We start from the raw sequence: 26,470 nt of genomic DNA, 5'->3' as shown, positions 1-26,470 counted from the left end.
AGCCCCTCCCTCCCGTGTCCCGCTCCCCCATCGGCATCTTCGATTCCGGCCTCGGCGGCCTGTCCGTGCTGCGCGAGATTCGTGCGCTGCTGCCGCACGAAACCCTGCTCTATCTGGCCGACTCGCGCTATGCGCCCTATGGCGACAAGCCGCAGGCGTTCGTGCAGGCGCGCACGCTGCAGGCCTGCGAATGGCTGGCGGCGCAGGGCTGCAAGGCCCTGGTGGTAGCCTGCAACACGGCCACCGCGCACGGCATCCAGACGCTGCGCGAACGGCTGGCGTTGCCGATCGTCGGCGTGGAACCGGGATTGAAGCCGGCGGTGGCAGCGAGCCGCAGCAAGGTGGTCGGCGTGCTGGCCACAGCCAATACGCTGGCCAGCGACAAGTTCGCGCGGCTGCTGCATTCGCTCGAGGACCAGTGCCGCTTCGTCTGCCAGCCCGGCGGCGGACTGGTGGCGCGTATCGAGCAAGGCGATGTCGACGGGCCGCTGGTCCGCGAACGGCTGCAGGCCTGCCTGGCGCCGATGCTCGGGGCCGGCGCCGATACGCTGGTGCTGGGCTGCACCCACTATCCGTTTCTGAGCGAGACGATCCGCGACCTGATCGGCGAGCGGATGACGCTGATCGACACCGGCGTGGCCGTCGCGCGGCAGTTGCAGCGCAAGCTCGGCGAACATGGGCTGGCCGCCGATGCCGACTCCGGCGTGGATGCCGACGCCAATCCCATCGCGGTGGCGCGCTACTGCACCACCAGCGACGCCGAACATCTGCGCCGGATGGCGCGCGCGTTGCTGCACGTCGATGCCGCGGCGGAAACAGTGGTCATCGAACCGGCGCCGATCGCGCCCTGACTTCCGTTCCGCTGCACTGCCGCCTCAGCGCACGAAGCCCAGCGGACGACGCTCTCTGACCTCCGGCTTGACCGCATGCTCCTGGCGCAGTTGCGCGAGGAATTCGTCGGGCATCAGCGCTTCGCCGAGCAGCGCGCATTGACGCTTGACGGTGGCGAAGTCGCCCGGCGTCAGGCCATCGAGCGAAGCCAGTTCGCGCCGCATTGCGTCGTCGAGCGCGGACGCATCGCCGTCGAGCGCCTCGTCGACAAACATCGATTCGCGCTGCACCGGCAGCAGCGGCATGAAGCGGATCTTGAACGAGAAGCGGCGCAAGGCGGCCTCGTCGAGCCGGTCGAACAGATTGGTGGTGCAGACAAAGATGCCGTTGAAACGCTCCATCCCCTGCAGCATCTCGTTGACCTCGGACACCTCGTAATTGCGCACCGCCTGCTGGCGGCTCTGCATGAAGCTGTCGGCCTCGTCGAGCAGCAGCACGGCGCCGTCCTCCTCTGCGCGCGCGAACATCGCCGCAATCTGCTGCTCGGTTTCGCCGACGTACTTGCTCATCAGGTCCGAGGCGCGCCGGATCATCAGCGGCAGCTCCAGCGCCGCGGCGATATGCTCGGCCAGCGCCGTCTTGCCGGTACCCGGCGGACCGTAGAAGCACAGCGTGCCGCGGCGCCGCGCCTGCAGCGCCTGAATGATGCGCTCGACACGATAGCGGGTTTCCAGATTGAGCCGATCGAGCCGGTAGTGCGTGACCACCGGTCGTGTCTCGGCTTCAGGCCGCAAGCCCATCGCGCGATCGGCGTGTTCGAGCTGGCGCAGGATCAGCGTCTCCACCGGCTCGCCGATACCCGGTTGAGCGAGCTGCACGAAGCGCGCGGCCGACTGCACCTGCGCCGGCGTCAGCGTGCGGCGCGCCGCCAGCGACGCGATGAAAGCATCGCTGACCGCCAGCCCGCCCAGATGCTTGCGGATGATGTTCTCACGCACCTGCGGCGGCGGAATACGCAACTCCAGATGGAACTGGAAGCGGCGCAGATAGGCCGGATCGATCTGCCGGATCGAGTTGGAGATCCAGATCACCGGCACGGGATTGCGCTCCAGTGTCTGGTTGACCCACGCCTTGCCGTTGACCGAGCCGCGCGTGTCCTCCTGGCCGAACAGGCTCATCAGCTCGCGCGCCGAGCCGGGGAACACGTCCTCGACCTCGTCGAACAGCAGCGCGGTATTGGCACGGCCGCGCAGAAAGGCCTGCGAGACCTGCAGCGAACGATAGCGGTCCTTGCCCGACAGGCTGTTGCCGTCGCGGTCCAGGCAATCGACCTCGTACAGCTCGCAGCCCGCCTCGCGCGCGAGCAGCCGCGCGAACTCGGTCTTGCCGGTGCCCGGCGGCCCGTAGATCAGCACATTGACGCCCTCGGCATGCTGGCGCGTCGCGTTGGCCAGCAGCGCGGTCAGATAGCGCGCATCGCTCTCCACATGGGGATAGTCGGTGCTCGACAGCGTCGGCGGCGCGGCCGGCCGCGTGAACACCGCCATCATCTCGGCCTCGTCGGCGTAGTTGCCGAGCAGCACGTGCAGCAGCCGATCGGACAGCCGCATCAGATCGCCGAGATCGGTCACGCTGTTCTCGGGCAGCGGCTGTTCGATCAGATTCAGCGTCTCGAGCCGCGAGCCCGGCCGCAGCGACGCGGCTACCTGCGCCGCGGTGGCGCCGGTCAGCCCGGCCAGGATCTGGAAGGCCTCCTGGCTGTGCGCGACCTTGCAATCGACCATCACCGCGCGCAGATCGCGCTTGTACTTGGCCAGCGCGGCGAACAGCAGCAGCTTGCGCTCGTGGTCGGGCAGGTCCAGCACGTGGCTGAGCATGTCGATATTGCGCACCAGCAGCACGCGCTCGCCGTCGAGGCGCGCGGCCAGCGCGGCGGCCGATACCTCGAACACGGTGAACATGTCCTTGGCATGGTGCTTGACGTACTCGTCCAGGTAATAGAACAGCGCCCCCTCGTCGAAGGCGCTGTTCCACTGGCCGTGCCGCTCGAGAAATTCCTCGGGGCTGAGCCGCCCCGCGCCACGCCAGGCCGGCATGTCGGCGCAGCGCGCGGCGAGGAACCGCTGCACGCGCATCACCACGCCATAGGGCCAGACCAGCTCCTGCGCGCTGACCGTCAACACGTCGTTGATATTGCTGCGCAGATTGAAACGCGGTCCGAGCGCGCAAACCACGCGCAGCGCGAACTGGGCGCACATCCAGTCGAGCGCCGTGGTGGCGCCCGCCCCGGGGGCCGCGCGCAACAGCGCCGGCCGGTCCTCTTCGATGCTGCGGGTGAAATCCATGGGCAAGGCTCCTCGTCCCGGACGAGCGACGGGAGGACCGTCGCCGCCGCTTCCTTCGCCGTTTTTTCGCTTGGTTCTTGGCCTGCTTTGCCGCTGTTCCTGCCGCGTGCTCTTTTGCTGACCGCTATCGCCTGCTGTCCCGCCTGCTTTTACCGTTTGTCGCGCCGGCTGCCTGCCGGTTCACCGGGTCTTTTTCGTATGCTAGCTCGCTTTGCCGGGTGCAGTTAGTCGGGACGACCCCGCAGCGCGTCCTGCCAGCCGGGCCGCAGGCTGACCCGCCCTGCAGCAGGGTCATGTGGCGAGAAGGCCGACAAATAGGAATCATTATCGTTTATACTCTCGCGCTGACACGCTGCCAGAGAGTGGCGCTCCCCCGGGGCTTTGACTTTGAAGGAGCGTTTATCATGGAACTGCTGATTAGCCTGCTGGTTGGTTGCGGTATTTCGCTGGTGCTGTTTCGCCGTAAATAGATCGCCATAGATCGCTGTAGATCGCTGGAACGGCTGCAGACCAGCCGAATCGCATACCCGATGCCGCCGTTGGGCGGCAGGCCGCGCCTGCAACGCCGATTAGCCGAAATTTGTTGTCTCACATGTTCGATCAACGTTTCCTGAAGATCACGCTTGCCGTTCTGCTGTTCCACGCCGGCCTGCTGTATCTGATCCAGAGTGGGCTCGCGCGCAAGATGACCGAAGCGGTGATCGCGCCGGAAATCATCGCCCGGATCATTCCGCTGGAGCCACCGCAACAGCCGGCGCCGGAGCCGCCCAAGCCGCAGCCGAAGCCGGAAACGCCGCCCAAGCAGGTCAAGGTCACCAAGCCGGCACCGCAGCCCAAGCCGCAGCCGAAGCCGGAGCCGCGGATCGAACCGACACCGGCGCTGCCGCCGACGCCGACCGCCGTGGAAGCGCCGCCTGCACCGCCGGCCCCGCCCGCGCCGCCGCCGCCGCCCGAGCCGGCACCGGTCGCCACCGGTCCGCGCGCCGTCGGCATCGGCGAGATCCAGTGCACGCCGCCGCAGCCGACCTACCCGTCGCAATCGCGGCGAATGGGCGAGACCGGCAAGACCGTGGTGCGTCTGACCACCGACGACACCGGCAAGGTGGTCAAGACGGCGGTGGTCAGCTCCAGCGGTTCGTCGCGTCTGGACCAGGCCGCGATCGATGCGGTGCAGCGGATGCGCTGCAAGCCTTATGTCGAGAACGGTCGGGCGATTGCGGTCACCGCGCAGCAGCCGATCGCTTTCGAGCTGAACTGATTTGAACTGAACCTTCCATACGATTTACGACTTACCAGGAACCATCATGCAGGACCTCGGACTCAGCCATCTGTGGGCGCAAGGCGATTTCGTCATGCGTGCGACCGCCATCATTCTGCTCGTCATGTCGCTGGCGTCATGGATCGTGATTCTCACCAAGGCGTGGGATCTGGTCCGCCTGAAGAAAATGGCGCAGGGCGCGGAAAAGCGCTTCTGGCATTCGGACGATTTCGACCATGCGCTGGAAACGCTCGGCAGCAGCGAATCGAATCCGTTCCGCACGCTGGCGCTGACCGGCAAGGAAGCCGCCCAGCACCATCGCGCCAGCCAGCCGCAACTGCATGACGTGATGGACATTTCGGACTGGCTCACGCGTTCGCTCAAGAGCGCGATCGACGAAGCCGTGTCGCGCATGCAGTCGGGCCTGGCGATCCTCGCCTCGGTGGGCTCGACCGCGCCGTTCGTCGGCCTGTTCGGCACCGTGTGGGGCATCTACCACGCGCTGATCGGTATCGGCGCATCGGGCGTGCCGACCATCGACAAGGTCGCCGGCCCGGTCGGCGAAGCGCTGATCATGACCGCCTTCGGCCTGGCCGTGGCGATCCCTGCGGTGCTCGGCTACAACGCGCTGACGCGCGGCAACAAGGCGGTGATCTCGAAGCTGAACCGCTTCGCCCACGACCTGCACGCCTACTTCGTGACCGGCGCCCGCGTGCGCCCGACCGGCGCGCGCCCCGCGGACGACAACGCGGTGCGCCTCGCGGTCAAGAACTGAACTGACGCGGACCGCCCTCCGCCCGAAAGGAAGTCATCATGGCATTCGGTACCCTCGACGATGACGATGACGCAGTCATGAGCGAGATCAACATGACGCCGCTGGTCGACGTCATGCTCGTGCTGCTGATCATCTTCATCATCACCATCCCGGTGATCAATCACGCGGTCAAGATCGACCTGCCGCGTGCGACCAATCAGCCCAACGATCCCAAGCCGCAGAGCATCAACCTGTCGATCGATGCGGCCGGCAAGGTGTTCTGGAACCAGCAGGAGATCGACGACGCGACGCTGCAGAACAATATCGCGCTGGCGGCGCAGCAACAGCCGCAGCCCGAACTGCATCTGCGCGCCGACCGCGACGTGCGCTACGAGCGCGTGGCCGAGGTGATGGCCGCCGCCCAGCACGGCGGTCTCGGCAAGATCGGCTTCATCACGGAGCCGAAACAATAAGACCCCCAGCGGCGCGCAGTGCCGCGCCGCTTTCCCCAAGCCCCACCCCTCCGGTGGGGCTTTTTCTTTTTTGTTTCGAATGAAACCAAATGCGTTTTTTGGCAGCGCTGCCCTCGGCCGCCCGATATCATGGACAGAGTCGTTGTAATGATAACGATTCTCATTTAATATGAACGGCACGACGGCAGCCGACCCCACCCCTGGCGCCGTGAAACCGACCATCCCCCGAACAGGAGCCCCATCGATGAGCACCCTTGCCTTGCCGCTGACGCAACCGCGCGAAGTCACCCGCCGCCGCCTGTCGCTGCGCCGCGTGGTGGTGAACCAGAATCCGGCGCCTGACGCGCGCCGCGAGGCCGCGGCGCCGTCGGCGATGGCGACGGTCAAGTCGGCGGTGGCCCGCCTGGAAGCGCTGGTGCGCGACAATCGCAGCGCGAACGCTGCCGCCCAGGCGGCGCCGGCGCAGGCCGCCGAGGCGGTGCCGCTGGAAGCCCTGATGCGCGGCGCGACTACCCTGCCGATCCTGCATAACGGCGAGGTGTACACGCTGCGCAAGACGCGCTACGGAAAACTGATTCTGACGAAGTAAGCCGCCCGCCGTGGCATGCCGCATCGCGCGGCATCCCGGCCTCGGGCTACCCGCTCCAGGACGGAGCGGGCCCGGCCATCGCAACCGACGACGGCCGATGAAGCGAATCGGGCCATCAGGCCCGATGGTGCCAAGGTTCGATCAGACGCCCAGCGCCGCAATGCCGGCACGGCCGATCTGCGCATCCTCGCTGGACTTCACGCCCGACACGCCCACGGCGCCGACCACCTGGTCGCCGACGGTGATGGGCACGCCGCCCTCCAGCATGCCTTGCAGCACCGGCGCCGTCATGAACGAGTTGCGGCCGTTGTTGATCATGTCTTCGTAGATCTTCGATTCGCGGCGCCCCAGCGCCGAGGTGCGGGCCTTTTCGGTGGCGATATAAGCGGAGATCGGCGCAGCGCCGTCGAGCCGCTGCAGGGCCAGCAGATGGCCGCCGTCATCGACGATGGCGATCGAGACGGCCCAGTGATGGGCCTTGGCCTCGGCTTCGGCTGCGGCCATCACCTTCTTCACATCTTCCGCAGTCAGCACGGACTTTTGCTGCATACCACTCTCCTGAAAATCGATAACAATGAGCCGGCAGTATAGCGCCGGCACCACTTCGGTGACCATGAACCGGCCACCATGACAGGGCAAAACAGCCGTGCCAAAAAAGCAAAGGGCCCCGCAGGGCCCTTTGTGATTCTGTTCGTTCGGTTCGCCGACTCAGTGGCGGTGATGGCGATGTCCATGTCCACCATGCCAGTGACCATGCCGGCCACCATGATAGTGCCGGCCCGGGTGACCGTAATAGCGCGGCGGGCCATAGTAGTGCGCCGGCGGCGGGCCGTAATAGCGCGGCGGCGGGCCGTAGTAGCCGTAACCGGGCCGCACTACCACCGGCGGTGGACCGTAATAGACCGGTGCGGGCGCAACGACCACGGGCGGCGGGGGATAGTAGGCCGGACCGCCGACCACGACGCCCGGCACGCCGATCACCACGCCGACGTCGACGCGGGCCATCGCGGCGCCTGAGGCCATCGCAGCCAGCACGCCAAGCCCTGCGAGCAACCAACGTTTCATGATCTTGCTCCTCGCAAGGTTGATCTTGATACCCGTATTCTAGGCCTACGCCCAATCACAGGTGCAACGGCGAGTTCTACATTGTTACCGCCAGTAACATCCTGGCCGGCAAGGGTACGGGAGCGATCATGCGGCGCTTGCGTCCCGGGCGGCGACCGCCCACAATACCGGGCTTGCCGTGCGGCCGTGGAGAAATTGGTAGACTCAGCAGACTTAAAATCTGCCGCCTTTCCGGGCTTACGGGTTCGAGTCCCGTCGGCCGCACCAGCCACGCCGCAAGCCCCGCCGCTTATCCCTTCCCCCGCCCCCTCACGCTTCGTTCAGACGAGCGCGGCGCACACCAGCGCACCGGCACCAACCAGAAACACGAACAGCAGCGCGGCCAGCAGCATCGGCCTGCGGCCGGCGCGCAGCAGGTCGCCGATCCGCGTATGCAGGCCGATCGCCAGCATCGCGCAGGCCAGCAGCCAGTTGTCGAACGCGACCAGACCCGGCTTCCATTCGCTTGGGACCATGCCGAAGGAGTTGATCGCGAGCACGGCGACAAAGCCCAGCGCGAACCACGGCACCGCCGCACGGATCCTTGCCCAGTCGATGCCTCGGCGGCCGGCGTTTGCCCCTTGCGCGCGGTCTTCGGCGCGCGGCCACAGCGCCAGGATCAGCAGCAGCGGACCAAGCGCCAGTACGCGGACCATCTTGGCCAGCACGGCAGCGTCGCCGGCTGTCTCGCCGACCGCCTTGCCGGCGACGATGACCTGGGCCACCTCGTGCAGCGTCGCGCCGGTATAGATGCCGAAGGCGCGCTCGCCGACTTGCCAGTGCCAGACATTGGTCACCAGCTCGTACAGATACGGATACAGCAGCATGCCGACGGTGCCGAACAACACCACCGTCGCCACGGCGACCGCGGTCTGCCGGTCGTCGGTGCGCGCAATCGAGGCCACGGCAATCGCGGCCGCCGCCCCGCACACGGCGCTCCCCGCGCTGACCACCACGGCTTCGCGGCGCGTCAGGCCGAGCCACCGGGTGCCGACCCAGACGCCGACGCAAAGCGTCGCCGCCAGCATCAGCAACGGCGCCACCATCCCGCCGACACCCAGCGCCTCGATCGAGCCGAAGGTCAGCCGCAGACCGTACAGCGCCACGCCCAGCCGCAGCAGCGTCTGTCTGGCCAGCTGCATGCCCGGGGCCAACGGCGCGAGCCAGTGCCGCGGCAAGGTGTTGCAGGCCACCATGCCGGCGCACATGGCCAGCATCAGCGGGCTGACGCCCAGTTGCGACAGCGCCGGCAGCCCGGACAGGACCAGTGCGAGCCAGGCGGTGGCGCCCAACGGCGCCAGCGTCAGCAGTCGATAACGCCAGGAAATGGCGGTGGCGGGGGCGGCGGCAGGAATGGAGGTGGTCGGCATGGCGTGGTGGCGACACGGGCGGCTAAGAATGACGCCAGCGTAACGACCCACCTTTCATCTGTAAAACAGGTAATATCGTTATTTCTTACCGGATATATAGATATGCAACATCGCCCGTTGCGGCTGACGCTGCGCCAGCTCGCCGTGTTTGTGGCCGTGGTCCAGCACGGCAGCACGACCGCCGCCGCCGAGGCGCTCGCGATGTCGCAGTCCGCCGTCAGCGCCGCGCTGGCCGATCTGGAGCGTGCGCTGGACCGGCGCCTGTTCGACCGCGTTGCCAAACGGCTCACCATCAACGAGACCGGGCGGCAATTCTTCCCGCGCGCGCTGTCGCTGCTGGACCAGGCGCATGAACTGGAGCGCTTCGCCGCCGACGCCGGCGTACAACTGCGCATCGCGGCCAGCAATACGATCGGCAGCTACCTGCTGCCCGCGCTGCTGACCGGGTTCCGACAGGCCCAACGCCAACCCTGCGCCCTGGACCTCAGCATCGGCAACACCCATGACGTGTTGCAGCAGCTGTTGCGCCTGGAAGCGGATATCGGGCTGATCGAAGGCACCTGCCACGAACGCGAGCTGACCAGCGTGCACTGGTGCGACGACGAGATGGTGGTGGTCGTGGGCGCCGGCCATCCGCTGGCGCGGGCCGATGGCGATCTGGCCGCGCTGCGCGAGGCGGACTGGCTGGTACGGGAGCGCGGCTCCGGCACGCGCGAGATCGTCGAACAGCGGCTGGCCCCGCTGCTCGGCCCGCTACGCTTTGCGCTCGAACTCGGCAATGCCGAAGCGATCAAGCGCGCGGTGATGAGCGGCTTCGGCGTCAGCTGCCTGTCTCTGCATGTGGTGCGCGACGAGCTGGAGCGCGGCGCGCTGGTAGCGCTGCGCCGCGGTCTGCCGCGGCTGGTGCGGCCGTGGCATCTGGTCGTGCATCAGGACAAGTATCCGACCCAGGGCCTGCTGGCCTTTACCGAATACCTGCGCAAGACCGCGCCGCAGCTGGAACTGGAAGAACCGGAAGAACCGGAAGAACCGAAGGGGTCGAAAAGCCGACCGGGGCCGGACACGGCCCCGTCGCATTGATCAGGCCGCCTGCGCCTCGCCCGCCTCGTTCCGACGCGCCACGTAGCGGTCGAGCCAGCGAAACAGCAGCGGATTGAGCACGATCGACAGCAATGCGCCCGCCAGGATCAGGCTTTGCGCCCGCTCCGGCAGAATCTGCAGAAACACGCCGAGGCTGGCGAGAATGAACGAGAACTCGCCGATCTGCGCAAGGCTTGCGGCAATCGTCATGCCGGTCCGGTTCGAATAGCCGAACATCCGCACGATACCGAGGGCCGCCACCGATTTGCCGACGACGATGATCGATACGGTCGCGAGCACGCCCCACGGGTCGCGTACCAGCACCATCGGGTCGAACAGCATGCCGACCGAGACAAAGAACAGCACGGCAAAAGCGTCCCGCAGCGGCAGCGATTCCTCGGCGGCGCGATGGCTGAATTCGGACTCGGCCAGCACCATGCCGGCGAAGAAGGCGCCGAGCGCGAACGAAACACCGAACAGCGAATAGGCGCCGAAGGCCACGCCCAGCGCCGTCGCCAGCACGCCGAGGCGGAACAACTCGCGGCTGCCGGTCCAGACGATGCGCTCGAGCATCCATGGGATGAAGCGGCGGCCGATCACCAGCATCACGGCAACGAAGGCCGCGACCTTGCCGAGCGTCAGCGATACCGTCAGCAGGATGTCCGTCACGCTGGCCGCCTCGGCCTCGCCGCCGGTGCCGGCCGGCACCAGCAGGCCCGAGAGCGCGGGCAGCAGCACCAGCGCGAGCACCATCGCCAGATCCTCGACCACCAACCAACCCACCGCGATGCGGCCCTGCTCGCTATCGACCAGATCGCGATCCTGCAATGCCTTGAGCAGCACCACGGTACTGGCCACCGACAGCGCCAGACCATAGACCAGCCCCTGCCCCCAGCTCCAGCCGAAGCCCCAGGCGACGCCCATGCCAAGCAGCGTGGCGATGCCGATCTGCGCCACCGCGCCCGGGATCGCGATCTTGCGCACCGCCATCAGGTCGCGGATCGAGAAATGCAGCCCCACGCCGAACATCAGCAGGATCACGCCCAGCTCGGCCAGCTCCGGGGCCAGCGCCTGGTCGGCGGTGTATCCCGGCGTATGCGGTCCGACCACGACGCCCGCGCACAGGTAGCCGATCAACGGCGGCAACCGTAAGCGCCCCGCCAACGCACCGAGGACAAAGGCCAGGACGATGCCGCCGACGATGGTGCTGATGAGCGGAGTAGCGTGATGCATGCGTGGTGGTTTCCTTCTGGTGGCCGGCGTGGCGCCGGGTAGTCGAACGGCGATCCGGTCCCGATCGACGCGGACACGCGGCCGTCGACGGGGCCAGTTGCGGGGCGCCGCCCGGGCGGACAGTCTGCGGAAATGAAACCGAATGGGAGTCGTCGCCACCGGCAGCGGCGCCCGCGGCGCGAGGCCTGGGCACCTTGCCAGCGTGGTCCAGCAACGGCGACGACTAGTGCGATAGACGTAATGTATCACGCGCGCCACGCGGTAAAGCCGCGAAAAGGCGCAAGAAATACATCGTGCAGGGAAAGAACCGGCAGCAAGACCGCGAACCGGTGGCTACAGCAAGGGGGGCGATCGATGGAGGCGGGGGTCGGAATCGAACCGGCGTACACGGCTTTGCAGGCCGCTGCATAACCACTCTGCCACCCCGCCGGGTGACCTGGATGCTGGATTGTAGCCGCAGTGGCTTCCGGACGCCGGAGGCCGATGCGGCAGCATCGCAAACTAAAAAGGGAAGCGCTGCTTCCCTTTCGGACTGGAGCGGGAGACGAGTCTCGAACTCGCGACCTCAACCTTGGCAAGGTTGCGCTCTACCAACTGAGCTACTCCCGCAGTGTCCTGCGTACTGCACATGCAGTAAAACGGTGCTAAATCACTGCATATTGACCGCTTCTTGCTGCATCTCGCTTCGTTCGTTTTGTTTCGTCAGAAGCGAGAACGAAATTATGCAAACATCCGACAATGAAGTCAAGCATATTTTTGCAGTGATCCTCACTTTTGCGCGGCGGCCCGGGCAGCGGCCGCGCTGCGCTCACGGATCTGCGGCCAGGCGAGCTTCATGTAGTAGAACATCGACCAAAGGGTCAGTACGGCGGCCACATAGATCAGCCAGCCGCCCAGCATGCCGGCGTCGATGCCGAACAGCGGCGCGTCGAACAGCAGCAGCGGGATCGCGATCATCTGGAACGTGGTCTTGAGCTTGCCGAGGAAATTGACGGCGACGCTTTTCGAGGCGCCGATTTGCGCCATCCACTCGCGCAGCGCCGAAATGGTGATTTCGCGGCCGATGATCACCAGCGCGATCAGGTCGCTGACGCGGTCCAGCGCGAGCAGCGACAGCAGCGCGGCAGCGACCATCAGCTTGTCGGCGACCGGGTCGAGGAAGGCGCCGAACGACGAGGTCTGGTTCCAGCGCCGCGCGAGGAATCCGTCCAGCCAGTCCGTGGCCGCCGCGACGATGAAGAACACGGCCGCCGTCAGGTTCTTGTTGGGCATCGACAGCCAGGCATCGGGCAGATAGAAGACGCCGACCACGAGCGGGATCATGGCGACGCGCAGCCAGGTCAGCAGGATCGGAATATTCAGCGGCATAGGCGGATCGGCAGGGTCGAGGACGGGACAATCACGCGATTGTCGCCGATTCCGACATCAATTGAGCATTTCTCGAAGCGAACCGGCGCCGGGTCAATGCAACTGCCGGTAAATTTCCTCGGCCAGCGTGCGCGAAATCCCGTCGACGCTGGCGAGCTCGTCGACGCTGGCCGCCATCACGCCGCGGATGCCGCCGAAGCGGGTCAGCAGTTTCTGCCGGCGGCGCGCGCCGATCCCTTCGATCTCTTCCAGCCGCGAGGTGGTGCGCGTCTTCGCGCGGCGCGCGCGCATGCCGGTGATGGCAAAGCGGTGCGCCTCGTCGCGGATCTGCGCGACCAGCATCAGCGCGGCGCTGCCCTGCCCCAGCTCCAGCGCGGGCCGGCCGTCGGCGAACACCAGCGTCTCGAGTCCGACCTTGCGGCCCTCGCCCTTGGCCACGCCGACCAGCAGCCCGATATCGAGCCCCAGCTCCTCGAAGACCTGACGCGCGACCTCGACCTGGCCCTTGCCGCCATCGATCAGCACGATATGCGGCATCGCGGCGCTGTCCTCCTGGCCGCGTTCGACCAGCTTCTGATAGCGGCGCGTCAGCACCTGCCGCATCGCCGCATAGTCGTCGCCGGGCGTGATGCCGTCGATGTTGTAGCGGCGGTATTCGCTGTTCTGCATCGCATGGTGATGGAACACCACGCACGATGCCTGGGTCGCCTCGCCGGCGGTATGGCTGATGTCGAAGCATTCGACGCGCAGCGCGCCCAGATCGTCGAGCTCGATGCCGATGGTTTCGGCCAGTGCCCGCGTGCGGGCCTCCTGGCTGCCCTGCTCGGCCAGACGCCGCGCCAGCGCCAGCGCGGCGCCCTGCTGCGCCATCTCGAGCCACGCCCGCCGCTGGCCCTGCGGCTGGCGGATCAGCGTGATGCGGCGGCCGGCCTGCATCGTCAGCGCCTCCATCAGCGCGCCATCGGCGGGCGCGTGGCTGACCACCAGGATCGGCGGCACCGGCTGGTCGAGGTAGTGCTGTGCCATGAACGCGGCCAGCACGTTGGCGGCGACACGGTCGGCCGTCGCGGCGCCGGACTCTGCCGCCTCGGCCGGTCCAGCCGGTGCGCCCGGTTCGCCCGGTTCGGCCCCCGCGGCCGTGGCAACCAGGTCCTCGCCCTCCTCGTCGACGATCATCGCCGCCTCTTCGACATGCGCGGGGAAATACGCCTTGTCGCCCAGATGCCGGCCGCCGCGGACCATCGCCAGATTGACGCAGGCGCGTCCGCCCTGCACCGCGACGGCCAGGATATCGATGTCGCTGCTTTGGCCGACTTCCTCCACGGCCTGGCGCTTGAGCACCGTCGACAGCGCGCCGATCTGGTCGCGCACGGCCGCGGCCTGCTCGAACTCGAGCCGCTCGGCATGCTGCTCCATCTTCTGCTGCAGCCCCTCCAGCACCTCCTTCTGACGGCCCTGCAGGAAACGGGCAGCGTTGCCTACGTCGCGCGCGTAATCCTCTTCGCTGATCGCGCCGACGCAGGGCGCTGTGCAGCGATGGATCTGATGCAGCAGGCACGGCCGGGTGCGGTTGTTGAAGACCGTGTCTTCGCAGGTCCGCAACTGGAACACCTTCTGCAGGATCTGCATGCTTTCGCGCACGGCATGCGCGCTCGGGAACGGGCCGAAATACTGGTGACGCCGATCGGTCGCGCCGCGGTAGTACGCCATGCGCGGATAGCGGTGCGCCGACAGCTTCAGCAGCGGGTACGACTTGTCGTCGCGGAACAGGATGTTGTAGCGCGGCGTCAGCGCCTTGATCAGATTGTTTTCGAGCAGCAGCGCCTCGGCCTCGCTGCGGACCACCGTGGTGTCGATGCGGGCGATGCGCGACACCATCATCGCGATGCGCGGCGACAGCTGGGTCTTGTTGAAATAGCTCGAGACGCGCTTCTTCAGGTCGCGGGCCTTGCCGACGTAGAGCACCGCGCCGGCCGCGTCGTAATAGCGGTAGACGCCGGGAAGGCCCGGCAGCGCGGCGATCACCGGGCGGGGATCGAAGCTGGTTTCCAGTTCCGGCTGCGGCTCCTGCGGCGGCGCGCCTGCCTCGGCAGGCACAGCCAAAACGTCGCCGGACGCTGCACCGGCTTCGGGCAGCGCCGGCTCGGGCGTATCGATGCGCGACTCGGCCTCGGCAGGCGTGTCGATGCGCGGCTCGGCCTCGGCGGGCGTGCCAGTGGGTTGCGGATCCGGACGTGACATCGGGGAAGGCGGCAGGGACATGCGATGGGCCGCCGCGAACGTGGAACGCTGCACGCGCGAAGGCTCGCGGGGCTCTAAAATCGCAAGTTTAGAGCAATTCCGCCGCCTTCCCGCCAAACCGGCGGCCCGCCTCGCCTCCGCGCCCTCGCCCCCCACCTATGACCATCCGCTCCTGGGACATCTTCTGCACCGTGATCGACAACTTCGGCGACATCGGTGTCTGCTGGCGGCTGGCCCGCCAACTGGCGCAGGAGCATGGCCACGCGGTTCGGCTGTGGGTCGACGATCTGGCGAGCTTTTCCCGCCTGGCGCCGGCGATCGATCCCGCCGCCAGCCGCCAGCGCCTGGCCGGCGTCGAGGTGCGCCGCTGGATCGCAGGCAGCGACGAGGGCCAGGGCGGGCCAGAGGGCGAGATCGCGCCGCACGACGCGGTGATCGAGGCCTTCGCCTGCGAACTGCCGCCGGGCTTCGTCGCCCGCATGGCCCAGGCCCCGCGCAAGCCGGTCTGGGTCAATCTCGAATACCTGAGCGCCGAGCCATGGGTGCGCGAGCACCATGGCATGGCCTCGCCGCATCCGCGCCTGCCGCTGACCAAGTACTTCTTCTTCCCCGGCTTCGAGCCGGGCACCGGCGGCGTGCTGCGCGAATCGCTGCTCGGCATGCAGCGGCGCCACTTCACCGGCTCGCCCGCGGCGCAGGCGCGGCTGTGGCACCGGCTCGGCGTGACGCCGATCGACGGGGCGCGGCGCATCAGCCTGTTCACCTATCCGAATCCCGCGCTGCCGGCGCTGCTGGCCCGCTGGCGCGACGGCGACGAGCCGGTGCAATGCCTGATGCCATCCGGCCCGGCCGCGCAGCAGGCATTTGCGTGGGCCGGCGTGGACACCGCCGCGACTGCATCGCCCGGCGCCGCCGTTACGCTGGGCGGCCTGCATCTGCAGCAGGTGCCGTTCCTGCCGCAGGAGCAGTTCGACGAGCTGCTATGGGCCTGCGATATCAACTTCGTGCGCGGCGAGGACTCGTTCGTCCGCGCGCAGTGGGCCGCGCGCCCCTTCGTCTGGCATATCTACCCGCAGGCCGACGACGCCCACCGCGTCAAGCTGGACGCCTTTCTGGCGCTCTACCGGCAGCAGATCGGCGAACCCGCCGACGCTGAGGCGCTGACGCGCTTCTGGCATGGATGGAACGGCGCCGCAGCGCCCGCCGAGGTGGCACTCGCATGGGACGGCCTGCGCGACGCGCTGCCCGGACTGGCCCGCACGGCGCAGCGCTGGCAGCACAGCCTGGCCGGGCTCGGCGATCTCGCAGCGAACCTCGTAGCCTTTTGCGAAAGTCGGGTAAAATAGCGGGTTGATTTGATGGCGGCCGGGCTGGACATCCTGGGTTGCCCGCACGGCGCCCTTCCGGCGTCCGAGCCTGCGGGCCCCGCGCGGGAACTGAGCACGGATCGCGAACGCGCCGCCGCGGCGCGCCCTCGCCACGCCGAACTCCCAGACATTCTTAATTCAGGAAGATTAGTTCAGATGAAAACCGCACAGGAACTCCGCGTCGGTAACGTATTCATGATCGGTTCCGACCCGATGGTCGTGCAGAAGACCGAGTACAACAAGTCGGGCCGCAACGCCGCGGTCGTCAAGATGAAGTACAAGAACCTGCTGACCGACGCGCCGGGCGAGGCCGTGTTCAAGGCCGACGACAAGTTCGAAGTGGTCGTGCTCGATCGCAAGGAGTGCACCTACTCGTACTTCGCCGATCCGATGTACGTGTTCATGGACGCCGACTACAACCAGTACGAAGTCGAAAGCGACAACATGGGCGACGCCCTGCACTACCTCGAAGACGGCATGAACGTCGAAGTGGTGTTCTACAACGACAAGGCCATCTCGGTCGAAATGCCGACCACGCTGGTGCGCGAGATCGTCTACACCGAGCCGGCCGTCAAGGGCGACACCTCGTCGGGCAAGGTGCTGAAGAACGCCAAGATCAATACCGGCTTCGAACTGCAGGTGCCGCTGTTCTGCAACATCGGCGACAAGATCGAAATCGACACCCGCACCGGCGAATACCGCAGCCGCGCCAACTAAGGCGAGGCGGACGGACCCGCGCGGTCCGTGCCGATACGAAAAAAGGGCAGCCAGACCGGCTGCCCTTTTTCATTGCGCAGCGCTCATTGCGGCGTGCGCTACGCGCTGCGGCTTCAGCCGATCAGCGCCTCGTCGCGCAGCTGCCGCAGCGCGCTGCGATAGCCCGCATCCTGCTCCAGCTTGTTCCAGTCCATCGCCTTGCCCCGCGCGAACAACCGGCGCACGCGGCGCTGCGAGGTCTTGTCGATCGACACGTCGAGCTCGGCCAGCAGCTGGTCGGCGCGCTCGGGATGATTGCAGATCAGCACCATGTCGCAGCCGGCGTCAAGCGCGGCGCGCGCGCCCTGCGTGACGGTGCCCGCGACGCTGGCGCCTTCCATGCTGAGGTCGTCGCTGAAGATCACGCCCTCGAAGCCCAGCTGGCCGCGCAGGATGTCCTGCAGCCAGTAGCGCGAGAAGCCGGCGGGATTCGGGTCGACCTTCGGGTAGATCACGTGAGCCGGCATCACCGACGCGAGCGTCATGCCCATCCACTGATACGGCCGCACGTCCTGTTCGAGGATCTCGTCCAGCGTCCGCTCGTCGACGGGCACCGCGACGTGCGAATCCGCTTCGACGTGGCCGTGTCCCGGGAAATGCTTGCCGCAGTTGGCCATGCCGGCCAGCAGCAGGCCATGGGTCAGATGGTTGGCGAGCATCGCCACCACGCGCGGATCCGCGTGGAAGGCGCGATCGCCGATCACGCCGCTGCGGCCATAGTCGAGATCGAGCACCGGCGTGAACGACAGGTCGATATCGCAGGCGCGCAGCTCGGCGGCCAGCACATAGCCGCAGGCCACCGCGGCGCGGGTTGCGGCCAGCACGTCGCGATCCCACAGCTCGCCCAGTTTGGCCATCGCCGGCAGATGGGTGAAGCCGTCGGTCTTGCAGCGCTGCACGCGGCCGCCTTCATGGTCGATGCAGATCAGCACGTCGTCGCGCAGCGCGCGGATCTCGCGCGTCAGCGACACCAGCTGCGCGCGCGACTCGAAGTTGCGCGCGAACAGGATCACGCCGCCGGTCAGCGGATGCGAAATGCGGCGCGCATCGTCGGCGTCCAGCTGCTTGCCCTTGACATCCAGCACGACCGGGCCTGGTCGCTTGCCTGCGTTCTTCTTGGTCATCGGTGAAAGGAGAAGGAGTTATCTGGGTAAGGACACGCCCGATGCGCCGGCCGGCCCCGTCCGTTCCGCGATCGCGAAGGCGACCGCATAGTCGTGTTCGTCGCTGACGCTGACGCGCACCGTCAGGCCGCGTTCGTTCAGCCATTGCGCGAGCTCGCCGTGGCAATGCGCATAGGGCTCGCCCGACGGCAGGTTCAACAGCTCCATCGCACGCCAGGTCATCGGCCAGTGCATGCCCAGCCCGATCGCCTTGGAGAAGGCCTCCTTGGCGGCGAAGCGCGTGGCCAGGAAGGCCAGGCCACGCTTCTCGACGCGGCTGCGGCGCCGATGATAGACGGCAAGTTCCTGCGGCCCCAGCACCTTCTCGGCGAAGCGTCCGCCGGTGCGGGCCATCACGCCGCGCACGCGCTCGATCTGGATGATGTCGGTGCCGACGCCGTAGATCACGCCGGAGCCTTCGGCGCGGGATAGCGCGTGCCGAGCCGGGCGGCGACCATGATCGCCTTCATCTCGCGCACCGCGTTCTGCCAGCCGGCGAACACCGCGTGAGCGACGATGGCATGGCCGATATTGAGTTCGGCGATGCCCGGCAGCGCGGCGATCGGCTGCACATTGGTGTAGTGCAGGCCGTGGCCGGCGTTGACCACCAGCCCCTGCTTCAGGCCGGTCTCGACGCCGTCGGCGATGCGGCGGAATTCCAGCGCCTGCGCATCGGGGGTCTCGGCATCGGCATAGCGGCCGGTATGCAGCTCGATCACCGGCGCGCCGCTGGCGGCGGCGGCCTCGATCTGCTCGGGCTGCGCATCGATGAACAGCGACACGCGGATGCCCGCATCGGCCAGCTGGCGGCACGCCGCCTTGACTTGCTCGAAGCGGCCGGCGACGTCGAGGCCGCCTTCGGTGGTCACTTCCTCGCGGCGCTCGGGCACCAGGCAGACGTCCTGCGGACGGATCTCGCAGGCGATGTCCAGCATCTCCTGCGTCAGCGCGCATTCGAGGTTCATCCGCGTGGCCAGCTGCGGCCGCAGCGCGCGCACATCGGCGTCGCGGATATGGCGGCGATCCTCGCGCAGATGCAGCGTGATCAGGTCCGCGCCGGCCTCCTCGGCCTGCAGCGCGGCCTGGATCGGATCCGGATAGACGGTGCCGCGCGCGTTGCGCAGCGTCGCCACGTGGTCGATGTTGACGCCGAGCGCGATGAAGCTCGAATTCGCGCCGGGATGAGCGTGGAAAATCATAGGGTGATCACAGGGCTTGCAGGTCGATCAGGATCTGGCGCGTCTTCAGCGGCACGCCTTGCAGATGATAATGCAGAAGAAAGCGCATCAGCGCGCGGCTCTGCGTGACGGTCTGCGGCCGGCTGTAGTCGTCGCTCGACATGTCGAGCAGGGTCTGCCCCGACACCACCGGCCACGACGACGGATCGCTGGCATGCGCACGCCGCACGCCGCGCTCGGGCTGGTACACGTAGTCCAGCCCCGGCTGCACCGCCTCGCCGGTCGAGGTGCAGCGATCGAACGCCACCGCAAAGCCGGTCTCCTGCAGCAGCACCCGTTCGAAGCTGCGCAGCACCAGCCCGGCCGGCTCGCCTTGCCCCAGCCGCGTCAGCGTCGCCATGTAATGGCGGAACAGCGCTTCGTGCGCATCCTCGCGCGGGCAGAAGCGCAGCAGCAGTTCGTTCAGATAGAAACCGGACAGCAGCGCCTCGCCGGCCAGCGGCGGCATGCCGCCGATCCATTCGGCCTTGGTCAGCGTCTTGACCTCGCCGCGCCCGCTCCACGACAGCGATATCGGCAGGAAATGCTGCAGCACCGCGCGCAGCGCCGAGTGCGGGCGCTTGGCGCCCTTGGCGACCAGCGCCATGCGGCCGTGATCGCGCGTGAAGACATCGACGATCAGGCTGGTTTCGCGATACGGCCAGGCATGCAGCACGAAACCTGGCTGATTGACCACGCGCAGCTCGGTGCGGGCCGGTACGATCCGCATCGCGCGATCCATCATCGCGCGCGCGCTGGCGAGCTCGGCGCCGACGCTGTCGAGCACTTCGGCGGCTTCCTCGGCCACCGGGTCCGCGCGGCGCGCGGAGGCGGTCCCGCGCCGCGCAGGCGCCGGGACCGCCGGGCGGTCACTCATATCCGTAGGCACGCAGTCCGGCTTCGTTGTCGGCCCAGCCGCTCTTGACCTTGATCCACAGCTCCAGGTAGACCTTGCCGTCGAACAGCTTCTCCATGTCCAGGCGCGCCTCGGTGGAGATCTGCTTGAGCTTGGCGCCCTTGCTGCCGATCACCATCGCCTTGTGCGCATCGCGCTCGACCAGGATGGTGGCGAACACGCGCCGCAGCCGCCCTTCGGTCTCGAACTTGTCGATGATGACGGTGCTGGTGTACGGCAGCTCGTCGCCGGTCCAGCGGAACACCTTCTCGCGGATGATCTCCGAGGCGAGGAAGCGCTCGCTGCGGTCGGTCATCGCATCGGCGTCGTACATCGGCTCGCCCTCCGGCAGATAGGGCCGGATGATGCCGAGCAGGCGTTCGACATGGTCGCGCGTCTTGGCCGACATCGGCACCACCTCGCGGAACGGAAACTGCTGCCCCATCTTCTCGAGGAAGGGGAACATGATTTCCGAACGCCGCTCGCCGGGGACGCGATCGATCTTGTTGACGACCAGCAGCACCGGCGTATTGCGCGGCAGCAGCGTCAGCACCTTCTCGTCGTCCGGGCCGTATTGGCCGGCTTCGACCACGAACAGCACCAGATCCACCGACGACAGCGTCGACGTGACGGCGCGATTGAGCGAGCGGTTCAGTGCACTGGCATGCCGGGTCTGAAAGCCGGGCGTGTCGACGAACACGTATTGGGTGTCGTCGGTGGTCTGAATGCCGACCAGCCGGTGGCGCGTGGTCTGGGCCTTGCGGGACGTGATGCTGATTTTCTGGCCGACCAGCGCATTGACCAGGGTCGACTTGCCGACGTTGGGCCGCCCGACGATGGCCACGGTGCCGCAGCGGAATGCCGCGGGCGGGTTAGCCGCGGCGGAGTCCGAGGACTGCGGCTGCGGGCGATTCGATTCGGTCATTCCTTCAACCTGAGAGACAACTGGGGATCCGGGGGAACGGGCTGCTTGCGGGTCTTGCCGGTGCGTTCTGCGCGGCTGCGCTTGAGCAGCTGGGGCACCAGCCGCTGCACCTCTTCCAGCGCCAGCTTGGCGGCCGCCTGTTCGGCGGCGCGGCGCGAGGCCCCGGTGCCGAATACCTGTACCTCCAGTTTAGGCACGATGCATTCGACTTCAAACTGCTGGTTATGGGCGGCGCCGTGGGTCGCGATCACGTTGTACTGGGGCAGCGCGATCTTGTGGCCCTGCAGGTATTCCTGCAGCAGCGTCTTGGCGTCCTTGCCGAGCGTGCGGGGGTCGACCTGCTCGAGGATCGGGATATAGAGCTTGCGGATCAGGCTGCGGGCGGCCTCGAAACCGGCGTCGAGGAATACCGCGCCGACGATGGCTTCGAGGGCGTCCGCCAGGATCGAGGGACGGCGGAAACCGCCGCTTTTCAGCTCGCCCTCGCCCAACCGCAGCGACTCGGAAAGCTGCAGCATCTGCGCGATCTCGTACAGCGCCTGCTGCTTGACCAGATTGGCCCGCACCCGCGACAGATCGCCCTCGTCGAGCTTGCCGAACATGCCGTACAGCATGTCTGCCACGGCGCAGTTCAGCACCGAGTCGCCGAGGAACTCCAGGCGCTCGTTGTGCTGCGCGCTATGGCTGCGGTGCGTCAGCGCCTGCTGCAGCAATTCGGGCTTGCTGAAACGGTAGCCGAGTCGTTGCTGCAAGGCGTCGAGGTTCATGTCAGTACTGCGTTCCCGAAGAGGTAGTCGAATGGCGCGCTCCGGCCGGCGGCCGCCCTTTATTGGAACGACCCCACCCGGCCCAGGTTGCCGAGATTCATCCAGATCAGGAATGCCTTGCCGACGATGTTCTCGTCGGGCACGAAGCCCCAATAGCGCGAATCCAGGCTGTTGTCCCGGTTATCCCCCATGACGAAATAGTGACCCGACGGCACCTTGCAAGTCACGCCCTGCTGATTGTAAGTGCAGTTTTCGCGGAACGGGAAATCCGGGTCGGCGCCCGCCACGAAGGCCGGACGGTCGGCGTCGTTCAGGATGCCATGCGGCGCGCCGCCCGGCAGGGTCTCGCGGTAATGCTTCGAGTACGACAGCCGTTCCTCGTCCAGATACTCGGGCAGCGCGTCGTATTGGGCCGGCTTGCCGTTGACGGTCAGCCGCTTGTTTTCATAGCTGACGACATCGCCGGGCACGCCGATCACGCGCTTGATGTAATCGAGCGACGGGTCCTTCGGATAGCGGAACACCATCACGTCGCCACGCTGCGGCTCGCCCAGCGAGACGATCTTCTTGTTGATCACGGGCAGGCGCAGGCCGTACTCGTACTTGTTGACCAGGATGAAGTCGCCGATCAGCAGCGTCGGGATCATCGAGCCGGACGGGATCTTGAACGGCTCGACCACGAACGAACGCAGCACGAACACCGCCAGGATCACCGGGAAGAAACTGGCCGAATATTCGAGCCACCACGGCTGGCGCAGCTTCTCCTCGGCCAGGCGGCTGCGCGAGGTCTCGATTTCGGTGCCGGCGCCATGGCCGGGCATCGCGGCGCGGCGCGCATCGAACTCGGCCAGTGCGGCCTGCGCCGATACGCGGCGCTGTTTCTGGAACACCAGCTTGTCGGCCACCCAGGCAATACCGGTGATGACCACCAGCACAAAAAGGATCAGTGCAAAATTCATGACGGCTAGATCGTTGGCGAAATCTTATTGGTGCGGGCCGGAGGGCATGTAGGCTGGACCGGCGCTGCGCCGATTCGCCACGCTTGCCGTCCGGCGCGTCATTTCTCTTCGACCTGCAGGATGGCCAGGAACGCTTCCTGCGGAATTTCGACCGTGCCGACCTGCTTCATGCGCTTCTTGCCGGCCTTCTGCTTTTCCAGCAGTTTCTTCTTGCGCGAGATATCGCCGCCATAGCATTTGGCCAGCACGTTCTTGCGCAGCGCCTTGACGTTTTCGCGCGCGATGATGTTCGAGCCGATCGCCGCCTGAATGGCGACGTCGTACATCTGGCGCGGAATGATTTCACGCATCTTGGCGGCAACCTCGCGGCCCCGGTATTGCGAATTGGAGCGGTGCACGATGATCGAGAGCGCGTCGACCTTGTCGCCGTTGATCAGGATATCGACCTTGACCACATCGGAAACGCGGTACTCCTTGAACTCGTAATCCATCGACGCATAGCCGCGCGATACCGATTTGAGCCGGTCGAAGAAATCGAGCACGATCTCGGCCATCGGAATCTCGTAGGTCAGCTGCACCTGCTTGCCGTGGTAGCTCATGTTGACCTGCGTGCCCCGCTTCTGCGTGCACAGCGTGATCACCGAGCCGACGTAATCCTGCGGCATGTACAGGTTGACCGTGACGATCGGTTCCAGGATCGCGTCGATCTTGCTGGGGTCCGGCATCTTGGCCGGGTTCTCGACCTGGGCCATGGTGCCGTCGCGCATCTGCACTTGATACACCACCGTCGGCGCGGTAGTGATCAGATCCATGTCGAACTCGCGCTCGAGCCGCTCCTGCACGATTTCCATGTGCAGCAGGCCGAGGAAACCGCAGCGGAAGCCGAAGCCCAGCGCCTGCGAGACTTCGGGCTCGAACTGCAGCGAGGCATCGTTCAGGCGCAGCTTCTCCAGCGATTCGCGCAGCGCCTCGTACTGGTTGGCCTCGACCGGATAGAGACCGGCGAACACCTGCGGCTTGACTTCCTTGAAGCCCGGCAGCGGGGCCTCGGCCTTGCGCGCCACCGTGGTGATGGTGTCGCCGACCTTGGCCGCCTTCAGTTCCTTGATGCCGGCGATCACAAAGCCGACCTGCCCTGCCGACAGCGACTCGCGCGGGATCGACTTGGGCGAGAAGATGCCGACCTGCTCGACCAGATGCTGCGAGCCGTTGGCCATCAGCAGCACCTTGTCCTTGGGACGCAGCGTGCCGTTGACCACGCGCACCAGCATCACCACGCCGACGTAGTTGTCGAACCACGAATCGATGATCAGCGCCTGCAGCGGCGCGTCCGGGTCGCCCTTGGGCGGCGGCACCTTGGCGATCATCGCCTCGATCACGTCCTCGACGCCCTGGCCGGTCTTGGCCGAGCACGGCGTCGCGTCGTGCGCGTCGATGCCGATCACGTCCTCGATTTCCTGGATCGCGTTGTCGGGGTCAGCCTGCGGCAGGTCGATCTTGTTGAGCACGGGCACCACTTCGACGCCGAGCTCGATCGCGGTATAGCAATTGGCCACGGTCTGGGCCTCGACGCCCTGCGAGGCGTCGACCACCAGCAGCGCGCCTTCGCAGGCGGACAGCGAGCGGCTGACTTCGTAGCTGAAGTCGACGTGTCCCGGCGTGTCGATCAGATTCAGGTTGTAGACCTTGCCGTCGCGCGCCTTGTAGCTGAGCGCCGCGGTCTGGGCCTTGATCGTGATGCCCCGCTCCTTTTCGATATCCATCGAATCCAGGACCTGGGCCTCCATTTCGCGGTCGGAAAGGCCCCCGCACAGCTGGATGATGCGATCGGCCAGGGTCGATTTCCCGTGGTCGATATGGGCAATGATCGAAAAGTTACGGATATGGTCCATCGGTTGGTCAGGGGAGCGCCGCGGCAGCGCATTGGCAACGGGCGATGGCGAGGTACGCGCATCCGGCCGCGGCACAGCATGTCATGGGCGGAGGGACGGGCGGCCCGCCGGGCGCGCCTGGGTCCGGCCGCAGGTTGGTGGCGCGCTTCGGCCCGACCGATTTACCGGGTCGGCGGCTTTCGCGCCAGACCGCGATTTTACCGGATTTTCAAGGGGGTCCCGCAGCTCAATCTCACAGCGGGACGGGAAAATGCCGTGGCAAGGAAGGCGGCATCGATATCGCCCTCGTCCGGACCCGCGCGGGGAGCCGGAGCCGGCTGCGATGTCCGACCCGAGAGACGCCGGCGCCCCGCTTTCGCGGGGACGTCCGTAGCGCATATTCCGGGTCGGTTTGCCTCAGCGCGCGCCGCCGTTCGGCCGCAGCGTCAGCACCTGGGTGGCGTCGCCGCGCCGCACGAAGATCGCCGCCATCCGGCTCTTGTCCAGGCCGCGCACCAGCTCGTTGAACTGACGGGCGCTGGTCACGTCGGTGTCGCCCAGACGCAGGATCACGTCGCCCGGGCGGATGCCGGCGCGCGCCGCGACCCCTTCGGCGGCCTGGACCTCGACCCCCGACTTGATCTTCAGCTCGCGCAGCCGGGCCTCGGACAGGTCGCCGACCACCAGCCCCAGCGCATTGGGCTTGGCGCCAGCCGCACCGTCGTCGCCCGGCGTCGTACCGGCGCGCGGACGCGGCTTGGCATCCGGCTCCAGCTCGGCCACGGTGATGGTGACCTCGCGCGTCCCGCCCTTGCGCCACAGCTGCATCGGCACACGCGTGCCCGGCTTGGTCTCGCCGACCAGGCGCGGGAGGTCCGAGGCGCGTTCGATATCGCGGCCGTTGAACTTCAGGATGATGTCGCCCGGCTCGATGCCGGCCTTCTCGGCGGGACCGCCCGGCTCGACGCTGCCGACCAGCGCGCCGCGCGCGCGGCCCAGGCCCAGCGAATCGGCGACTTCCTTGGTGACATCGCCGATCGCCACCGCGATGCGCCCGCGCGTGACCTTGCCGGTCGCCTTCAGCTGCTCGCTGACGCGCAGCGCCTCGTCGATCGGGATCGCGAACGAGATGCCCATGTAGCCGCCGCTGCGGCTGTAGATCTGCGAATTGATGCCGACCACCTCGCCGCGCAGATTGATCAGCGGTCCGCCCGAGTTGCCGGGGTTGACCGCCACGTCGGTCTGGATGAAGGGCAGATAGTCGCCGGTGTCGCGGCCCTTGGCCGAGACGATGCCGGCGGTCACGCTATTGTCCAGGCCGAACGGCGAGCCGATCGCCAGCACCCATTCGCCGACGCGGATCTTGTTCGAATCGCCCATCTGCAGGCGCGGCAGGCCATTGGCATCGACCTTCAGCAGCGCGACGTCGGTGCGCCGGTCGGTGCCGATCAGCCTGGCCTTGAACTCGCGCTTGTCGGGCAGCGTGACGTAGATGGTCTCGGCGTCGGCCACCACGTGGGCGTTGGTCATCACGTAGCCGTCCGCACTGATGATGAAGCCCGAGCCGACCCCGCGGCTCTGCTCCTCGCCCTGCGGCGGCTGGCCGCGGCGCGGCGTCCCCGGCGGCGTGGGCGCGCCCGGCATCGGGATGCCGAAGAAGCGCCGGAAGAACTCGGCCATCTCCTCGTCTTCGGGCGTCATGCCGCGCGAACGCACGCGCTCGGTGGTGCGGATATTGACCACGGCGGGGCTGACGCGCTCGACCAGATCGGTGAAGTCGGGCAGGCTGTAATTGGAAGCGGTGGCCTGCGCATGGACCGGCGTGGCCAACATGGGACCCGCCGCCAGCACGGCGGCCAATGCCATGGTCCTTGCCACGGCGTAATAGTTTGACGACATGGTCG

24 protein-coding genes and 3 tRNA genes are annotated in these 26,470 nt (G+C 67.0%); 9 read left to right on the top strand and 18 right to left on the bottom strand.

The genetic code is table 11. From position 1 onward, the window contains the following. Positions 1-14: 14 nt before the first annotated feature. Positions 15-851 (top strand): glutamate racemase, encoded by an 837-nt coding sequence (murI, locus tag HTY53_RS22770; RefSeq protein WP_174108878.1) that lies wholly within the window; start codon positions 15-17, stop codon positions 849-851. 24 nt (positions 852-875) lie between these two features. On the opposite strand, the gene HTY53_RS22765 is transcribed toward murI, so the two are convergent. After that, the gene (locus HTY53_RS22765) at positions 876-3,176 is read right to left on the bottom strand and encodes an AAA family ATPase (RefSeq protein WP_174108877.1); all 2,301 of its coding nucleotides are present in this window, start codon (positions 3,174-3,176) and stop codon (positions 876-878) included. Positions 3,177-3,768: 592 nt separating this feature from the next. On the opposite strand from HTY53_RS22765, the gene HTY53_RS22760 reads away from it, so the two are divergent. From HTY53_RS22760 to HTY53_RS22745, 4 genes are all read left to right on the top strand, one after another. Next, on the top strand, positions 3,769-4,434 hold the full coding sequence (locus HTY53_RS22760) for an energy transducer TonB (RefSeq protein ID WP_174108876.1): 666 nt from the start codon (positions 3,769-3,771) through the stop codon (positions 4,432-4,434). 46 nt (positions 4,435-4,480) lie between these two features. Then, a complete protein-coding gene (locus tag HTY53_RS22755) occupies positions 4,481-5,209 on the top strand; it encodes a MotA/TolQ/ExbB proton channel family protein (protein ID WP_174108875.1) in 729 nt (242 codons plus the stop codon). Between the two features lie 38 nt (positions 5,210-5,247). Continuing rightward, positions 5,248-5,661 carry an ExbD/TolR family protein gene (locus tag HTY53_RS22750; protein ID WP_174108874.1) on the top strand — a complete coding sequence of 138 codons (414 nt, stop codon included), beginning with the start codon at positions 5,248-5,250 and terminating at the stop codon, positions 5,659-5,661. Positions 5,662-5,905: 244 nt separating this feature from the next. Further along, positions 5,906-6,250, top strand: a complete 345-nt coding sequence (locus HTY53_RS22745; RefSeq protein ID WP_174108873.1) for a hemin uptake protein HemP — start codon at positions 5,906-5,908, stop codon at positions 6,248-6,250. A 141-nt stretch (positions 6,251-6,391) separates the two neighbouring features. Here the strand turns inward: HTY53_RS22745 and HTY53_RS22740 are convergent, their stop codons facing one another. Beyond that, the gene (locus HTY53_RS22740) at positions 6,392-6,799 is read right to left on the bottom strand and encodes a heme-binding protein (protein ID WP_174108881.1); all 408 of its coding nucleotides are present in this window, start codon (positions 6,797-6,799) and stop codon (positions 6,392-6,394) included. A 159-nt stretch (positions 6,800-6,958) separates the two neighbouring features. Further along, the gene (locus HTY53_RS22735; RefSeq protein WP_174108872.1) at positions 6,959-7,315 is read right to left on the bottom strand and encodes a hypothetical protein; all 357 of its coding nucleotides are present in this window, start codon (positions 7,313-7,315) and stop codon (positions 6,959-6,961) included. A 180-nt stretch (positions 7,316-7,495) separates the two neighbouring features. On the opposite strand from HTY53_RS22735, the gene HTY53_RS22730 reads away from it, so the two are divergent. Continuing rightward, positions 7,496-7,582 (top strand) — tRNA-Leu (locus tag HTY53_RS22730). 53 nt (positions 7,583-7,635) lie between these two features. Here the strand turns inward: HTY53_RS22730 and HTY53_RS22725 are convergent. Beyond that, entirely contained in the window at positions 7,636-8,724 is a 1,089-nt protein-coding gene (locus HTY53_RS22725) for a YeiH family protein (RefSeq protein ID WP_174108871.1), read from the bottom strand. Between the two features lie 102 nt (positions 8,725-8,826). On the opposite strand from HTY53_RS22725, the gene HTY53_RS22720 reads away from it, so the two are divergent. Beyond that, a complete protein-coding gene (locus tag HTY53_RS22720) occupies positions 8,827-9,804 on the top strand; it encodes a LysR family transcriptional regulator (protein WP_174108870.1) in 978 nt (325 codons plus the stop codon). On the opposite strand, the gene ybaL is transcribed toward HTY53_RS22720, so the two are convergent. From ybaL to uvrC, 5 genes are all read right to left on the bottom strand, one after another. Next, on the bottom strand, positions 9,805-11,037 hold the full coding sequence (ybaL, locus tag HTY53_RS22715) for a YbaL family putative K(+) efflux transporter (RefSeq protein WP_174108869.1): 1,233 nt from the start codon (positions 11,035-11,037) through the stop codon (positions 9,805-9,807). Between the two features lie 355 nt (positions 11,038-11,392). Beyond that, positions 11,393-11,466 (bottom strand) — tRNA-Cys (locus tag HTY53_RS22710). Positions 11,467-11,570: 104 nt separating this feature from the next. Further along, positions 11,571-11,646: transfer RNA gene (locus tag HTY53_RS22705), tRNA-Gly, on the bottom strand. A 159-nt stretch (positions 11,647-11,805) separates the two neighbouring features. Next, positions 11,806-12,405 (bottom strand): CDP-diacylglycerol--glycerol-3-phosphate 3-phosphatidyltransferase, encoded by a 600-nt coding sequence (gene pgsA / locus HTY53_RS22700; RefSeq protein ID WP_174108868.1) that lies wholly within the window; start codon positions 12,403-12,405, stop codon positions 11,806-11,808. A 93-nt stretch (positions 12,406-12,498) separates the two neighbouring features. Next, the gene (gene uvrC / locus HTY53_RS22695) at positions 12,499-14,646 is read right to left on the bottom strand and encodes an excinuclease ABC subunit UvrC (protein WP_254600076.1); all 2,148 of its coding nucleotides are present in this window, start codon (positions 14,644-14,646) and stop codon (positions 12,499-12,501) included. A 158-nt stretch (positions 14,647-14,804) separates the two neighbouring features. On the opposite strand from uvrC, the gene earP reads away from it, so the two are divergent. Together earP and efp are read left to right on the top strand one after the other, a co-directional pair. After that, complete coding sequence (earP, locus tag HTY53_RS22690) at positions 14,805-15,992, top strand: elongation factor P maturation arginine rhamnosyltransferase EarP (RefSeq protein ID WP_174108867.1); 1,188 nt, start codon at positions 14,805-14,807, stop codon at positions 15,990-15,992. Between the two features lie 177 nt (positions 15,993-16,169). Beyond that, the gene (gene efp / locus HTY53_RS22685; RefSeq protein ID WP_174108866.1) at positions 16,170-16,730 is read left to right on the top strand and encodes an elongation factor P; all 561 of its coding nucleotides are present in this window, start codon (positions 16,170-16,172) and stop codon (positions 16,728-16,730) included. A 113-nt stretch (positions 16,731-16,843) separates the two neighbouring features. Here efp and nagZ read toward each other — a convergent pair whose 3' ends face one another. The 9 genes from nagZ to HTY53_RS22640 form a co-directional block, all read right to left on the bottom strand. Then, positions 16,844-17,893, bottom strand: a complete 1,050-nt coding sequence (gene nagZ, locus HTY53_RS22680; protein ID WP_174108865.1) for a beta-N-acetylhexosaminidase — start codon at positions 17,891-17,893, stop codon at positions 16,844-16,846. A gap of 18 nt (positions 17,894-17,911) precedes the next feature. Then, a complete protein-coding gene (gene acpS / locus HTY53_RS22675) occupies positions 17,912-18,340 on the bottom strand; it encodes a holo-ACP synthase (protein WP_174108864.1) in 429 nt (142 codons plus the stop codon). Continuing rightward, positions 18,337-19,131, bottom strand: a complete 795-nt coding sequence (pdxJ, locus tag HTY53_RS22670) for a pyridoxine 5'-phosphate synthase (RefSeq protein WP_174108863.1) — start codon at positions 19,129-19,131, stop codon at positions 18,337-18,339. The genes acpS and pdxJ overlap by 4 nt, the downstream gene beginning before the upstream one ends. Before the next feature lie 7 nt (positions 19,132-19,138). Next, positions 19,139-20,026, bottom strand: coding sequence for a DNA repair protein RecO (gene recO, locus HTY53_RS22665; RefSeq protein ID WP_174108862.1), 888 nt, complete (start codon positions 20,024-20,026; stop codon positions 19,139-19,141). Then, positions 20,019-20,969 (bottom strand): GTPase Era, encoded by a 951-nt coding sequence (era, locus tag HTY53_RS22660; protein WP_174108861.1) that lies wholly within the window; start codon positions 20,967-20,969, stop codon positions 20,019-20,021. The genes recO and era overlap by 8 nt, the downstream gene beginning before the upstream one ends. Next, complete coding sequence (rnc, locus tag HTY53_RS22655; RefSeq protein ID WP_006578554.1) at positions 20,966-21,736, bottom strand: ribonuclease III; 771 nt, start codon at positions 21,734-21,736, stop codon at positions 20,966-20,968. Before rnc ends, era begins: the two co-directional genes overlap by 4 nt. Positions 21,737-21,795: 59 nt before the next feature. Next, on the bottom strand, positions 21,796-22,695 hold the full coding sequence (lepB, locus tag HTY53_RS22650; protein ID WP_174108860.1) for a signal peptidase I: 900 nt from the start codon (positions 22,693-22,695) through the stop codon (positions 21,796-21,798). A 98-nt stretch (positions 22,696-22,793) separates the two neighbouring features. Then, positions 22,794-24,587, bottom strand: coding sequence for a translation elongation factor 4 (gene lepA, locus HTY53_RS22645; protein ID WP_174108859.1), 1,794 nt, complete (start codon positions 24,585-24,587; stop codon positions 22,794-22,796). A gap of 396 nt (positions 24,588-24,983) precedes the next feature. After that, positions 24,984-26,465, bottom strand: coding sequence for a DegQ family serine endoprotease (locus HTY53_RS22640; protein WP_174108858.1), 1,482 nt, complete (start codon positions 26,463-26,465; stop codon positions 24,984-24,986). Positions 26,466-26,470: the final 5 nt, after the last annotated feature.

It is taken from the genome of Cupriavidus gilardii (assembly GCF_013314895.1).
Lineage (GTDB): Bacteria > Pseudomonadota > Gammaproteobacteria > Burkholderiales > Burkholderiaceae > Cupriavidus > Cupriavidus gilardii_C.
This window is presented reverse-complemented; position numbering and strand designations above follow the sequence as displayed.

What these genes read in the sequence shown, in the direction of transcription:
- HTY53_RS22765 (WP_174108877.1), bottom strand. Translation starts at nt 3,176, where the DNA reads ATGGATTTCACCCGCAGCATCGAAGAGGACCGGCCGGCGCTGTTGCGC.
- rnc (WP_006578554.1), bottom strand. Translation starts at nt 21,736, where the DNA reads ATGAACCTCGACGCCTTGCAGCAACGACTCGGCTACCGTTTCAGCAAG.
- earP (WP_174108867.1), top strand. Translation starts at nt 14,805, where the DNA reads ATGACCATCCGCTCCTGGGACATCTTCTGCACCGTGATCGACAACTTC.
- HTY53_RS22725 (WP_174108871.1), bottom strand. Translation starts at nt 8,724, where the DNA reads ATGCCGACCACCTCCATTCCTGCCGCCGCCCCCGCCACCGCCATTTCC.
- era (WP_174108861.1), bottom strand. Translation starts at nt 20,969, where the DNA reads ATGACCGAATCGAATCGCCCGCAGCCGCAGTCCTCGGACTCCGCCGCG.
- HTY53_RS22720 (WP_174108870.1), top strand. Translation starts at nt 8,827, where the DNA reads ATGCAACATCGCCCGTTGCGGCTGACGCTGCGCCAGCTCGCCGTGTTT.
- pgsA (WP_174108868.1), bottom strand. Translation starts at nt 12,405, where the DNA reads ATGCCGCTGAATATTCCGATCCTGCTGACCTGGCTGCGCGTCGCCATG.
- HTY53_RS22760 (WP_174108876.1), top strand. Translation starts at nt 3,769, where the DNA reads ATGTTCGATCAACGTTTCCTGAAGATCACGCTTGCCGTTCTGCTGTTC.
- ybaL (WP_174108869.1), bottom strand. Translation starts at nt 11,037, where the DNA reads ATGCATCACGCTACTCCGCTCATCAGCACCATCGTCGGCGGCATCGTC.
- pdxJ (WP_174108863.1), bottom strand. Translation starts at nt 19,131, where the DNA reads ATGATTTTCCACGCTCATCCCGGCGCGAATTCGAGCTTCATCGCGCTC.
- HTY53_RS22640 (WP_174108858.1), bottom strand. Translation starts at nt 26,465, where the DNA reads ATGTCGTCAAACTATTACGCCGTGGCAAGGACCATGGCATTGGCCGCC.
- lepB (WP_174108860.1), bottom strand. Translation starts at nt 22,695, where the DNA reads ATGAATTTTGCACTGATCCTTTTTGTGCTGGTGGTCATCACCGGTATT.
- uvrC (WP_254600076.1), bottom strand. Translation starts at nt 14,646, where the DNA reads ATGTCACGTCCGGATCCGCAACCCACTGGCACGCCCGCCGAGGCCGAG.
- HTY53_RS22750 (WP_174108874.1), top strand. Translation starts at nt 5,248, where the DNA reads ATGGCATTCGGTACCCTCGACGATGACGATGACGCAGTCATGAGCGAG.
- efp (WP_174108866.1), top strand. Translation starts at nt 16,170, where the DNA reads ATGAAAACCGCACAGGAACTCCGCGTCGGTAACGTATTCATGATCGGT.
- HTY53_RS22745 (WP_174108873.1), top strand. Translation starts at nt 5,906, where the DNA reads ATGAGCACCCTTGCCTTGCCGCTGACGCAACCGCGCGAAGTCACCCGC.
- nagZ (WP_174108865.1), bottom strand. Translation starts at nt 17,893, where the DNA reads ATGACCAAGAAGAACGCAGGCAAGCGACCAGGCCCGGTCGTGCTGGAT.
- HTY53_RS22735 (WP_174108872.1), bottom strand. Translation starts at nt 7,315, where the DNA reads ATGAAACGTTGGTTGCTCGCAGGGCTTGGCGTGCTGGCTGCGATGGCC.
- HTY53_RS22740 (WP_174108881.1), bottom strand. Translation starts at nt 6,799, where the DNA reads ATGCAGCAAAAGTCCGTGCTGACTGCGGAAGATGTGAAGAAGGTGATG.
- lepA (WP_174108859.1), bottom strand. Translation starts at nt 24,587, where the DNA reads ATGGACCATATCCGTAACTTTTCGATCATTGCCCATATCGACCACGGG.
- HTY53_RS22755 (WP_174108875.1), top strand. Translation starts at nt 4,481, where the DNA reads ATGCAGGACCTCGGACTCAGCCATCTGTGGGCGCAAGGCGATTTCGTC.
- recO (WP_174108862.1), bottom strand. Translation starts at nt 20,026, where the DNA reads ATGAGTGACCGCCCGGCGGTCCCGGCGCCTGCGCGGCGCGGGACCGCC.